The 12,891-nt window shown below is 41.3% G+C and carries 15 protein-coding genes; all 15 read right to left on the reverse strand.

What is annotated here, in order from left to right; genetic code table 11:
- Positions 1 to 390 precede the first annotated feature (390 nt).
- Entirely contained in the window at positions 391 to 1,773 is a 1,383-nt protein-coding gene (locus C1G49_RS08950) for a sensor histidine kinase (RefSeq protein WP_105125422.1), read from the reverse strand.
- Positions 1,766 to 2,437, reverse strand: coding sequence for a response regulator transcription factor (locus C1G49_RS08955; RefSeq protein ID WP_105117942.1), 672 nt, complete (start codon positions 2,435 to 2,437; stop codon positions 1,766 to 1,768). Before C1G49_RS08955 ends, C1G49_RS08950 begins: the two co-directional genes overlap by 8 nt.
- A gap of 145 nt (positions 2,438 to 2,582) precedes the next feature.
- Entirely contained in the window at positions 2,583 to 3,164 is a 582-nt protein-coding gene (locus C1G49_RS11300) for a hypothetical protein (RefSeq protein WP_238595868.1), read from the reverse strand.
- A 149-nt stretch (positions 3,165 to 3,313) separates the two neighbouring features.
- Positions 3,314 to 3,970, reverse strand: a complete 657-nt coding sequence (phoU, locus tag C1G49_RS08970) for a phosphate signaling complex protein PhoU (RefSeq protein WP_105125423.1) — start codon at positions 3,968 to 3,970, stop codon at positions 3,314 to 3,316.
- Between the two features lie 27 nt (positions 3,971 to 3,997).
- On the reverse strand, positions 3,998 to 4,756 hold the full coding sequence (gene pstB / locus C1G49_RS08975; RefSeq protein ID WP_105125424.1) for a phosphate ABC transporter ATP-binding protein PstB: 759 nt from the start codon (positions 4,754 to 4,756) through the stop codon (positions 3,998 to 4,000).
- Between the two features lie 11 nt (positions 4,757 to 4,767).
- Complete coding sequence (gene pstB, locus C1G49_RS08980; RefSeq protein ID WP_029173634.1) at positions 4,768 to 5,571, reverse strand: phosphate ABC transporter ATP-binding protein PstB; 804 nt, start codon at positions 5,569 to 5,571, stop codon at positions 4,768 to 4,770.
- Between the two features lie 24 nt (positions 5,572 to 5,595).
- Positions 5,596 to 6,483 (reverse strand): phosphate ABC transporter permease PstA, encoded by an 888-nt coding sequence (gene pstA, locus C1G49_RS08985; RefSeq protein ID WP_044758719.1) that lies wholly within the window; start codon positions 6,481 to 6,483, stop codon positions 5,596 to 5,598.
- Complete coding sequence (pstC, locus tag C1G49_RS08990) at positions 6,473 to 7,390, reverse strand: phosphate ABC transporter permease subunit PstC (protein ID WP_029176378.1); 918 nt, start codon at positions 7,388 to 7,390, stop codon at positions 6,473 to 6,475. The genes pstA and pstC overlap by 11 nt, the downstream gene beginning before the upstream one ends.
- A gap of 2 nt (positions 7,391 to 7,392) precedes the next feature.
- Positions 7,393 to 8,262: a phosphate ABC transporter substrate-binding protein PstS gene (locus tag C1G49_RS08995; RefSeq protein ID WP_105125425.1), complete on the reverse strand. Its 870-nt coding sequence runs from the start codon at positions 8,260 to 8,262 to the stop codon at positions 7,393 to 7,395.
- A gap of 138 nt (positions 8,263 to 8,400) precedes the next feature.
- Positions 8,401 to 9,702 (reverse strand): RsmF rRNA methyltransferase first C-terminal domain-containing protein, encoded by a 1,302-nt coding sequence (locus C1G49_RS09000; RefSeq protein WP_105125426.1) that lies wholly within the window; start codon positions 9,700 to 9,702, stop codon positions 8,401 to 8,403.
- Positions 9,702 to 10,460, reverse strand: a complete 759-nt coding sequence (locus C1G49_RS09005; RefSeq protein ID WP_105125427.1) for an inositol monophosphatase family protein — start codon at positions 10,458 to 10,460, stop codon at positions 9,702 to 9,704. The genes C1G49_RS09000 and C1G49_RS09005 overlap by 1 nt, the downstream gene beginning before the upstream one ends.
- On the reverse strand, positions 10,450 to 10,728 hold the full coding sequence (locus C1G49_RS09010; protein WP_105125428.1) for a UPF0223 family protein: 279 nt from the start codon (positions 10,726 to 10,728) through the stop codon (positions 10,450 to 10,452). The genes C1G49_RS09005 and C1G49_RS09010 overlap by 11 nt, the downstream gene beginning before the upstream one ends.
- Before the next feature lie 20 nt (positions 10,729 to 10,748).
- Positions 10,749 to 11,150 carry a Spx/MgsR family RNA polymerase-binding regulatory protein gene (locus tag C1G49_RS09015; protein ID WP_105125429.1) on the reverse strand — a complete coding sequence of 134 codons (402 nt, stop codon included), beginning with the start codon at positions 11,148 to 11,150 and terminating at the stop codon, positions 10,749 to 10,751.
- A gap of 75 nt (positions 11,151 to 11,225) precedes the next feature.
- A complete protein-coding gene (locus tag C1G49_RS09020; RefSeq protein WP_105125430.1) occupies positions 11,226 to 11,963 on the reverse strand; it encodes a potassium channel family protein in 738 nt (245 codons plus the stop codon).
- Complete coding sequence (locus C1G49_RS09025) at positions 11,956 to 12,879, reverse strand: bifunctional riboflavin kinase/FAD synthetase (protein WP_105125431.1); 924 nt, start codon at positions 12,877 to 12,879, stop codon at positions 11,956 to 11,958. Before C1G49_RS09025 ends, C1G49_RS09020 begins: the two co-directional genes overlap by 8 nt.
- Between the last annotated feature and the right edge of the window lie 12 nt (positions 12,880 to 12,891).

The raw sequence follows: 12,891 nt of genomic DNA on the forward strand, positions 1-12,891 counted from the left end.
TGTTTTTCATTATTAGTTACCAACTTGTCCCATAGTAAGTTCTAGCTTATTTTTTTGTCTCAGTCTAATTTCCAGTTTTGGCGTTAGACTAGAACTTACTTTGAGAATTTAGGTTTTAGTTTGTCTGCTACTTGATTAGTTGAACAAGCAGTCAAAGTGATTGCCGAAAGACTGAGGAGGCAAATAAGGGATAATTTTCGGGTATAGAAATACTCTTTCATGGTTCACTCCTAACAACAATTTGCTCTTGAACTAGGGAAACAACAGAGTTCAGAGCACTTACAGATTAGTATATCATACTTGACAAAAAAGAGGAGTAGGAAAACTGTTTAAAGTTTCCACTACTCCTCTTAGTTTATCTCATTTATTCAAGAACTAATCTTACTTGTATTATTTAGGGAGATGGACTTCAAAAATACTCCCTTTGGATTGATTATCTTTGACAAGAATTTGACCATTTAGGGATTTGATAATCTGTTGAGCCAAAGAAAGTCCCAGACCAAAACCACCTTTTTGGCGTGTCCGTGCCTTATCAACCCTATAAAAGCGGTCAAATATTTTCTTCTTATCTGCATCTGAGATACCTAGACCATTATCAGCTACAGCGATGGAAACATGGCGCTCCTTCATAGTAGCCTTAATGTGAATGTCACCATTCTCATCCGTGTATTTCATTGCATTATCAAATAATATCGTTAATAATTGCTTCAACAGAACCCTGTCCGTTCGGAAGGACTTTTGAATGAGATTATCAGCCCTAAACTTCTTACCATTTTCCTCAGCAATGATACGGTAGTTTTCAAATACTTCATCCAAGTAGGCAGGGCTCACCTCTACTATATCTAGCTTAAATCCATCGTCACGCCGAGCAAGATTGAGCAGATTGGTCGTCAGTAGGCGCATATTTCGTACTTCTTCCAGACTAGAACCAATACTCTCACTACTGTCCAAAATCGTTGCTTCTGGATGACGGAATAGACTTTCCAAGCGATTTTGCAATACCGCCAGTGGGGTACGCAATTCGTGGCTAGCATTCTCGACAAAATCCTTTTGCTTTTGATAGCTTATTAAAATAGGTTTCATGCTGAGATTAGCCAAGTAAATACTAGCGACAATAGAAATTAACCAAGCTGAAATCATAACTACAGCTACAGTCGATTCATAAGTTCCAATAGAAGACTTTATCTGGCTGACATTGACCAAAATCGTTGCGCAGGTAATGTCATAGTTAGAATAATAGCCCAAATCCTCTGCGGATAATTCAACCGTGATATAGCGGTAATGTTCCTCAGAACCAAATGGAGTTTCAACCGTCAACTCCTTGATTTCCCCCAACTTTTCTTTATCGACTTTCAAATCGGATAAACCTGTAAAATTATCCGGGTTCAAAAGTGCACCACTCTTGCTATAGAGCAAAACATGGGTATTGGTGCCTAACCTCATTGGTTGATCACCTTTCTTATCCTTTGGTGGTGGATCCTCCGATGAAGCAGTCGTTGAGGAGGAATTTGTTGCAGAATGTTGCTCACTTTCATCATGGATAATAAATTCAGAATCTGGCTCATAGGTCCGCGCAATTGCAAAACCAATCATCATAGAGGGTTCATCCTTAATCCAACTCAATGTATCATCCGTCGTCTGATACATAGTGGAACGCATGAGCTGAAAGATGATGGCTGTCATCAAACCAAATATCAGGGTAAATACAGCAAAATAGCGAATGAAGAAGGAAAAACTTTCCGTATTGACAATCTTTTTATATCTCTTAAACATTCTTTAGAATGTAGCCGACACTGCGAAGGGTTTGCAGATTTTCCCCGAAGGCCGTTCCTTTCAATTTTTTACGAACTTTTGACACATAAACTTCCACTACTGAAATGGTCGTATCGCTGTCAAATCCCCACAAGCGATCGAAAATCTGTGTCTTAGGTAGGATAACATTTTGATTTTGTAGGAAATAGACCAATAGTTCAAACTCTTTGCCCAATAGTTCAACCTCTTTACCATCTACCTTTGTGGAATTAGTCGCAAGATCAACTGTCACATCACCGTAGGTCAATTGATTGTCGTTGAATTTACCTGAACGTTTAAGGAGGGCTTGAATACGCATTTTCAACTCTTCCAAATAAAAAGGCTTGGTCAAATAATCGTCCGCACCCAATTCAAATCCATGACCTTTATCTTCAAGACTTTCCTTAGCTGTTGTAATCAGAACAGGGGTTGTCACTCCTTTTTCACGCAATTCTTTCAAGACTTGGAAGCCATCCTTCTCAGGCAACATCAAGTCCAAAAGAATAAGGTCATACACACCTGACTCAGCCTCATAAATTCCTTCTTCTCCATCGAAAACTTGCATAACATCTGCAAAATCATCTAGGAAGTCAAAAACTGAATTGGATAGGCTTAAATCGTCTTCTACTAACAAAATCTTAATCATGTCTATCTCCTTAACCTAATATCTAAAAGACAATTCAAAGACACAAGTAAAAACTTGGTCTTTGAACATACTTTTTCACTTTAATAAGTTGCCTCTGCATTTCTGACAGAGTTTAATTTATTATACCATTTATCTCAAATTTTACCTATTGGTTTGAAGTGCTAGAACTACCTGAAATTTGGGATTTTATTTCTTGATTCTTCTCTTTTAAAGCATTTACCTCATCTGAGGAAGTATTTGATTGTGTTGTACCACTTGTAGCATCCGGAGGGGTTGTCCCTTGACCAGGGGGCATGCCTTGACTATTTCCATTCTGTCCTGGAGGCAGGCCTTGGGTATTGCCATTTTGGCCAGGTGGCATACCACGCATCTTACCGTTTCGACCCGATGGCATTCCTTGGGTTGTTTCGCTTGCTGCATCTGGTGGAGTCATACCTTGACTATTCCCATTCTGTCCTGGAGGTAGGCCTTGAGTGTTTCCATTTTGACCAGGGGGCATGCCTTGCATACCACCATTAGAGGCGGGCGGCATTTGATTACCTGCGATTGAATTAGCTTGCCCGTTCGTTGCTCCATTCTGAGCTAATGCAGCTTGGCTTTGTGTCGATACAGCTGTTGAAGATTTTGAAATGCTCATACCACCAGCAAAACCTACAGTGGCCGCAGTTATAGCAACCGCTGCCAAAACTGTTTTAGACTGTGACTTTAATTGATTGATTATTGACATAAAATTCCTCTTTTCAATAAAATTTTATCATAACGAGTCTTTACTCACCTGATGACAAGAACAGTATAGAATGAAAAACTTAAACCAATCTAAAGAATCATTGCATTTTCCTTAAAGCAAACTAAAAGAAGTCCTTTCGGACTTCCAGCTTACAATTCAGTGATGTCGCCTGTTCGTAGGTAAACAACCCACTCACAGATATTTTTAGCATAGTCACCTACACGTTCTAAGTAGGTCAACACTTGGAAGTAGTCACGACCAGCAACCAAAGAATCTGGATTTTTCTTGATTTCCTCAGTTGTCAATTCTTGGATAGATGAGTAAAAATCATTGACCACTTCGTCACGTGCCGCTACTTCATAAGCACGCTCCATGTCCGCATCACCAAGGTAAAGTTCCAAGGTTTGCTCTACTAGTTGACGAACCTCGCGACCCATTTTCTTGATTTCTTCTTCAACAACAGGAATGCGAACTTCCCCCTTCATACGAATCGCAGCCTTGGCAACTGAAACAGCATGGTCACCCATACGCTCCAAGTCACTAGTAGCCTTCAAAACAGTGATAACACGACGAAGGTCTGTTGAAACAGGTTGTTGAAGGGCAATGATTTCAAGTGATTTTTTCTCTAGTTTCACTTCAAAAGCATTGATTTTCTTATCCGCTTCAATCACTTCTTTTGCTAACTCACGATCATGAGTGGTGAAAGCACGAACAGCATTATTGATTTGTGCCAACACTTCGTTACCCATGGCATAAAATTGATTATGGAGTTTGCCTAATTCTTCTTCAAACTGAGCTCTTAACATACGAACCTCTTTTCTATTTCTTACGGCCTAGCCGAATTTACCTGTGATGTAGTCCTCTGTTTCTTTACGTTTCGGACTGAGGAACATTTCTTTGGTCAAGTCATACTCGATCAAATCTCCGTCCAAGAAGAAACCAGTTCTATCTGAAATACGTGACGCTTGTTGCATCGAACGCGTTACCAAGACCATGGTATATTTGTCCTTCAAACCATAAAGCGTATCTTCAATCTTACCAGCTGAAATTGGGTCCAAGGCTGATGTTGGCTCATCCAGCAAGATAATCTTTGGACTGGTTGCAAGTACACGGGCTACACAGACACGCTGCTGCTGACCACCTGACAAACCAACGGCTGAATCATGCAAGCGATCCTTAACCTCGTTCCAAATAGATGCACCAATCAAAGAACGTTCTACTGCTTCATCCAGAATTTGCTTATCCTTAATACCGTTGATACGAAGACCATAAACAACATTCTCATAGATGGACATAGGGAATGGGTTCGGTTGTTGGAAAACCATTCCGATTTCTTTGCGAAGGTCTACTGTATCTGTACGAGGACTGTAAATATTTTTCCCGTTGTAATCAATAGCACCAGTCAAGGTCACTTCTGGGTTCAAATCGCCCATGCGGTTAATGGCACGCAAGAGAGTTGACTTACCAGAACCTGACGGACCAATCAAGGCTGTAATTTCATTTGGATAGAAATCGATTGAAACGTTATTCAAGGCCTTTTTCTTATTGTAGTAAACAGACAAATCTTTTACTTGTAAAATAGGTGATGTCATTGTTTCCCTTTCTATCCAAAGTGTCCTGAAACGTAGTCGTTAGTTGACTTGAGTTTTGCATTTTGGAAGATATTAGCTGTCTTGTCGTACTCAATCAAGTCGCCAAGATAGAAGAAAGCTGTATAATCACTTGCACGGGCTGCCTGTTGCATGTTGTGCGTAACGATGATAATGGTATAATCTTTCTTCAATTCGAACATGGTTTCTTCCAATTGCATAGTCGCGATTGGGTCCAAGGCTGAAGCAGGTTCATCCATGAGCAAGATTTGTGGTTTCACAGAAATCGCACGCGCGATACACAAACGTTGCTGTTGTCCACCTGACAAGGTAAAGGCTGACTTATGCAAGTCGTCTTTTACCTGATCCCAGAGGGCCGCTTGTTTGAGAGAAGTTTCAACGATCTCATCCAAAACTTTTTTATCTTTCACACCCGCACGCTCATGGGCAAAGGTGATGTTGCGATAAATTGATTTTGCAAATGGATTTGGACGTTGGAAAACCATTCCGATATGCTTACGAATTTCGTAAACGTTCATGTCTGGTCTGTTGATATCAATACCTTCATAAAGGATTTGGCCTGTCACCTTAGCAATGTCAATCGTATCATTCATACGGTTTAGACTGCGAAGATAGGTTGATTTACCACAACCTGATGGACCAATCAAGGCTGTAATTTTATTTTTTTCGAACTGCATATCAATGCCCTTGATGGCTTCATTTTTACCATAGTAAACATGAACATCTTTTGTCGAAAGGGCAATATTTTCTTCTGGGAAAGTAATGATATGGCGTTCATTCCAGTTATAATCTGCCATTTTTTCTCCTTATAAGTCAGACTTCTAAGCTGCTGAAGTCATTTTCGCATGAAGTTTCTTACCGATATAACGAGCAGAAAGGTTGAAAATCAAGATGAATACCAAGAGGATGGCTGCTGAACCAGCTGACACTTGAGTTGCATCTGGGATTGTCCCTTCGCTGTTGACCTTCCAAATGTGAACCGCAAGGGTTTCTGATTGACGGAAGATAGAAATCGGACTCGTAACACTCAATGGATTCCAGTTTGACCAGTCAAGGGCTGGTGCTGATTGACCTGCTGTATAGATGAGGGCCGCCGCTTCACCAAAGATACGACCAGATGCCAAGACGATACCTGTTACAATACCTGGAAGAGCTTCAGGAATAACCACATGAAGAACCGTTTCCCAACGTGATAAACCAAGGGCCAGACCAGCTTCACGTTGCGTATGGTGAACGTGACGAAGGCTATCCTCAACGTTACGGGTCATCTGTGGCAGGTTAAAGACCGTAAGAGCCAAGGCTCCTGACAAGATGGAGAAACCATACTCAAACTGTACAACGAAAATCAAGTAACCAAACAAACCAACGACAACGGATGGCAGTGATGACAAAATCTCAATACAGGTACGGATGAAGTTTGTCAAAGGACCTTTCTTTGCATATTCTGCCAAGTAAATGCCTGCACCTGTTGACAAGGGAACAGAAATCAAGAGCGTTACAACCAATAGGAAGAATGAGTTGTAGAGCTGAATTCCGATACCACCACCAGCTTTATATGAAGATGATTTGCTGGTCAAGAAATGCCAGTCAACATGTGGCAAACCACGGAGCAAGATATAGAGAATAAGTGATGTCAAAATAACAACAATCACTGTAGCGATGGAGTAAAGAATACCAGTCGCCAATTTATCGAATTTTTTAGCGTGCATAGTTTTTCTTACCCTCTCTCGTAATAAATTTCATAATCATGTTAAAGATAAGGCTCATCAAGAGCAAGACAAGGGCCAATGACCAAAGAACATTGTTTTGAACTGTTCCCATAACCGTATTACCAATACCCATTGTCAATACAGAAGTCAAGGTCGCTGCAGGCGTTGTGAGAGAAGTTGGGATAACCGCTGAGTTACCAACTACCATCTGAATCGCCAAGGCTTCACCGAAGGCACGCGCCATACCGAAGATAACAGCCGTGAAAATACCTGGTTTAGCGGCATTCAAGATAACACGCCAGATAGTCTGCCAACGAGTTGCACCCATTGCCAAACTTGCTTCACGGTAGTGACGAGGCACCGCACGCAAACTATCGACCGTCATAAAGGTTACTGTTGGTAAAATCATGACAAAGAGGACAAATACCCCTGACAAGATACCAAAACCAGTACCACCGAAGATTGAGCGTACAAAAGGCACAACCACTTGCAAACCAATGAAACCATATACTACTGACGGAATTCCGACTAGAAGCTCGATAACAGGTTGCAAGATTTTAGCACCACGCTTAGGTGAAATTTCTGTCATGAAAACTGCTGCACCGATAGCAATTGGTGTTGCTACGATAGCTGACAAAATCGTAACGATGAAAGAACCTGAAATCATTGGAAGAGCACCAAATATTTTCGAGCTTGGTTCCCACTTGCTTCCAAACAAGAAATCAGTGATACTCACACCATCCACAAAGAAAGTCGATAAACCACGTTGCGCAACGAAAATCAAAATCATGGCAACGATAAAGACAATCAGCGATAGGCATAGGAAGGTAATCACTTTACCAAACTTCTCCAAGCGAGAGTTCTTAGATGGAGAAGACAATTCTTTAGCTAGTTGTTCGTTTTTCATGCTTACTCCTTCTCTGTCACCGTGCCATCAGCACTCTTTTCAACCTGCATATCGTTTATGGAGATATAGCCCATGCTTTCAACGATACCATCTTGGACTTCGTCTGACATCATGTAGTCTAAGAATTCCTCCGTTAATTCAGTTGGCTCACCCTTAGTATACATATGCTCGTAAGACCAAATTGGCCAAGCATTGGTTGCAACATTCTCAGCAATTGGCTCAGCACCGTTTAGCTTGATGGTTTTTACTGAGTCATCAAGATAAGCGAATGACAAGTAAGAAATCGCACCCGGTGTTTGAGCTACAATAGACTTAACCATCCCGTTTGAGTCCTGTTCTTGACTTTGAGCAGCTGCTTGTCCATCCATGATGACTGTATCAAAGGTTGCACGAGAACCAGAACTTGCTGCACGGTTGATGATGGAAATTTCCAAATCCTTGCCACCAAGCTCCTTCCAGTTGGTAATCTCACCAGTGAAAATCTTACGGAGATCTTCTGTAGTAATATCGTCAACTGTTACCTTTTCATTGACAATAACAGCTAGACCTGCTACGGCAACCTGATGGTCGACCAATTTGCTAGCATCGATACCGTCCTTCTCTTCGGCAAATACGTCTGAATTTCCAATCTGAACCGCCCCAGACTGAACCTGTGACAAGCCAGTACCTGATCCACCACCTTGAACGTTAACAGATTTTCCGATATTGACACTACCGAATTCATCTGCTGCGGCTTCAACTAGAGGTTGAAGGGCTGTAGAACCGACTGCAGTAATAGACTCTCCACGGTCAATCCATGAGGAACAACCAGCAAGAGCTACACTACTCAAAAGAAACAAAGCTGCAATTCCAAGCTTCTGCTTTTTTTTCATTTCGTTATTTCCTTTACATTTTTCAGTGGAATCTCCTTATGATTTCTTTGTATTTTACAAGGAATTTACAAGTTATTTCCACTCATCCACTATATCATATAAAAAGACAAGTTGCAAAAAAAATCTGCTTATTTTCAACTAAAATCTCAAGCCCTTTGGAAAGGTATTCTTAAGGGTTCCAGAAACAATTTTCGCAAATCCTAGACCGTTTCCTTGAACTGCAACCTGATACCAACCATTAGGTAGATCTTTAGAAACTGCAACAGTTTGTCCAGAAACATAGGCTGGAAAATCATCTAAGCTGATGTCAACTCTATGCTTGACTTCTGAACTGTGAAGTGCCAAACCCAAGGCGAAACTAGGTTCAAAGCGCTTCTTCTTGAAAGTGCCCAAATGAAGTCCATTCCGTGCAATCTTAACTTTAGACAAATCTGGCAATCCATCTGGTAAGAGATAGAGATTATCTCCAAAAACCTGTAACAAACCGGACAATTGAACAGTTAAATGTTTCTGCTCAAATTCTTTCCAGAGAGCTTGTTGTTCTCTATTTAAGTTTGATTTTCCTGGCTTCATTTTTTTCTGCTTGGCTTCACCTCTATATCTCAACTTGGCTACAAACTGCCCCTCTCCTGCAAAATGGTGGGGGTACATGCGAGCCGTTTGAGGGTAGCCAATCCCTTCTGTCATGCCATTGATTTTCGGAATGTCAATCAACTCTATTTCAAAATTGTCCTGTAACCATGCAACGATTTCTTCATTTTCCTCTGGTGACCAGGTACAGGTCGAGTAAATCAACTGACCTTCTGGAGCCAGCATTTCTAAAGCGGATTCTAAAATTTCTCGCTGTAGGCTAGCACACTGGGCTGGATAATCTTTTGACCAATACTGAATAGCAGCAGGATCCTTTCTGAACATACCTTCCCCGGAACAAGGAGCATCTAAGACAATCATGTCAAAATAAGCTGGAAAGACCTTGGCCAAGCGGTCGGCAGACTCATTTGTCACGACTACATTTCTTGCTCCAAACCGTTCAATATTTTCTGCTAGAATTTTTGCCCGTTTGCTTGAAATTTCATTACTCACTAGTAGTCCGGTATTGTCCAGATAAGAAAGCAGGTGGGTTGATTTTCCACCCGGTGCAGCAGCCAGATCCAAGACCTTCATTCCCTTTTCAGGACTAGCAACCTGTCCGACTACTTGGGCAGCTGGTTCTTGTGAATAGACCAAACCAGTCACGTGTTCTGGCGATTTACCTGAAACTTTACCATAGTAAGACCAAGGCATATCTGGAATTGGTTGGTCAAAAGTGACTTGATGTTCCTTCAAGGGATTTGTCCGAAAACCTGAAATAGCTGGCTCATCAAAACTCTCAAAAAATGCTTGGGCTTCTGGACCAAGCAAATCACTATATTTATCAATAAAATCCTGTGGTAATTGCATTAAAATAAATACCTCTTCACTTCCTCTAAGTGTTGATTGGCAACGAGGACAACATGTTCTCTCTTATCAAATGAGGGGACTTCTGCTTCCAAGCTCAGCAAACTAAATCCCAATCCTTGACCTAAGATACTGGCCGCAGCATAATCCCATGGATACAAATAGGAAGCGTAGGCAAATAGCCTTCCTTCTAAAACATGGGAAAAGCCAATTCCTGCACTGCCAACTGACCGTGTGCCTAAAGTCTGATTAGCTAGATCAGCCAAGCCATGTTGATTGGCTGCGTAGAGTTGAGCATTCAAGCCCATCAGACTTTGCTGGAGGGGAGCGAATGACTCTTGCTTTAACGGCTTCTCATTGCAACATACTAGAAAGTTTCCACCTCCGTGAAACAACTTGTCCTGTATCACATCATAAATCAGACCAAACTGTCCAACTCCGTTTTCAAAATAGGCGACCATAATGGCAAAATCATTTTTCTGTGCAATAAAATTGCTAGTTCCATCAATCGGATCTATAACCCATACATTTCCCTGTGAAATAGAACTGACGTCGCCACCTTCTTCACCAAAAATGAAGTCATTGGGATAATTTGTTTTAAGTTTATTAGTAAGATAATCTTGAACTTCCTTGTCCAAGTGGGTTACCAAATCCCTGGCACTAGCCTTTTCTTCAATTTCCAATTGATCATCTAAATGCTGACGTAAGAAATCACCCGCAGCCAAAACAAGTGATTGGGCTAAGCGATACTTAGTTTCCAAGACGGACAACCCCTTTCCCTTTCTCCTTGGCAACCTTGACAACTTGATAGGTAGAATAACCAGATACTTCTTCAAATTCTCGATCAATCTGGCGCTCCTGCCCCTTACTCTTTACAACATCCTTAAATTCTTTATAGCTGGTAAGGATAGCACTTGCATCCGCACCTTTTTCATAGGCTGCCTCCACCTGATTTAAAAAAGAAAGCACGGAGGAAATCTCCTCTGTGCTCCACGAAAAATCAAGTGGATATGAATAATTTTTGTTCATATCTTCTAAATCTATCTTTCTTATCCGATTTCTGCCCTCAATGTAGCATTTTTTAGTTCTTGTTTGCGGTATTTGCGTGGTAAGAATGCACGAATTTCATCCTCATTGAAACCGATTTGCATCCGTTTCTCGTCCAAAATAATGGGACGGCGCAAAAGACTTGGGTAAAGCTCAATCAGCTCAATCAACTGTTTAATGGACAACTCATCTACATCAACATTCAGCTTTTGAAAAACCTTGGAACGAGTAGAAATCAAATCATCTGTTCCATTTTCAGTCAAAGCCAATATCTTTTTCAGTTCATCCGCCGTCAAAGGGCTGGTCATGATATTGTGTTCAACAAAAGGGACTTCGTGACTGGTCAACCAAGCACGCGCCTTACGGCAACTGGTACAACTCGGTGATAAAAATAACGTAATCATCCACTAATCCCCCCCCTTCTACATTATCCTACAAGTCTATTATAATGCATTTTAGCTCAGTTTTCAATAGGAATTTTAGTCTAATTCTCTTAATTTTTCTAAAGCTTCTATTTTAGCTTCTAATCGCTTGATTATCTCTGTTTGTTCATCCATTTTTGAAAGCAATAAATCCAACTTGGTTTCTTTTTCTGTTTCAGAGAAAAAGCGAGTAATGGTTGAAGTTACCATACCAAAGGTACTAATCCCAACCAGCATCAAGAGAATGGCAATTACTTTTGAAATGGTATCTTGAGGAACAATATCCCCATAACCCACGGTTGTCATGGTAACAATAGACCACCAAACTGCGTCAAAAAAGGATTTGCCTTCAATGGCTGACAACAGGACGCTAGCACTCAAAACGGCCGAAAGGTTTAACATCAAGACCTTGGACAAACTGTTGGTATGCAAGAGCCTGTTAACCGTATTCCAAAAACGATTGGAAAGGGCAAAAATGCGAGCTACCTTGACCAACCTAAATAGCCGAGCCAAACGCCCCAAACGAAGAAAACTAAATACAGAATCGAAAGGAATAATGGCAATCAATTCTAAAATATGGGTTTGAACGTAGTCTATACTATCATCTGCATAATAGAGGTTGACAAAGTAGTCACAGACGAAGATAAACCAAAGCAGCCAGTCTAAGACATTATAGCCAGCCGAACTTGCTATACTGGCATCAATCAGCTCCAGAATAATCAAAAAAACATAAACGATAGCTAGATAGGTCATCCCTTTTTCATATCGGGGATCTTGAATTATTCTTTTAATCATTTTTCCCCCATTGCAGAGCGAATACTTCATCCAACTTCATCTGTTCCATCAGGCTATCAATGCCATCAAATTTGACCATGTCGCGAATTTTTTCGAGCCAGAAAATAGTGATTTTTTCACCGTAAATAAAGCGGTCAAATCCAAAAATATGGGCCTCAATCCGCATTTCTCTTCCGTCAAAAGTGACATTTTTTCCAACGCTTGTCATGGCACGATAGCGTCTGCCATCCACTTCAACATCGGCTACATAGACCCCTTCTGATGGAAAATGTACTCGGTCAAATGGAGCCAGATTTGCTGTAGGATAGCCGATGGTGCGGCCTCTGGCATCCCCATGCACCACAATTCCTTCCGTCATAAAAGTATAGCCCAACAGACGATTGGCTAATGCAACATTTCCTGCTTGAATAGCTTGTCGGATACGGGTAGACGATACCTTTTCTCCATCTAGACAGACTTCTTCTACGATTTCAACCTGCCCTTCAAATAGACTGGTTAAATCCTGGACATCTGCTCTGCAATTGCCGAAATGATAATCAAAACCAGCCACCAAGACCTGGGCATTAAGACCTCTTATGTAGCGGTCCAAAAACTGCTGTGGAGTATTGCTGGCAAATTCACTGGTAAAGTTGGTCAAAACCAGCTGGTCCACACCGTATGTTTCTAGGAGGCGATAGCGTTCCTCTTGACTGGTCAAATGAAGCAAGAGCTCTGGAGCGAAACGAGCAAAGGCTAGGCGAGGGGACTCTGGAAAGGTCAGTACGGTCACCGACAAACCCTTTTCATCCGCCACCTTCCTAGCTCGGTCCAGGAGTGCCTTGTGCCCCAGATGAATGCCATCAAAATAACCTAGAACCAAAACAGTCGGCTCTTCCTGATGGAGTTCTTGATAATTTTTAATCGTTCTAATCTTCATAGTGTTTATTTT

Origin of the sequence: Streptococcus suis (assembly GCF_002960625.1) — a bacterium.
In the GTDB taxonomy this organism is placed as follows: Bacteria; Bacillota; Bacilli; order Lactobacillales; family Streptococcaceae; genus Streptococcus; species Streptococcus suis_T.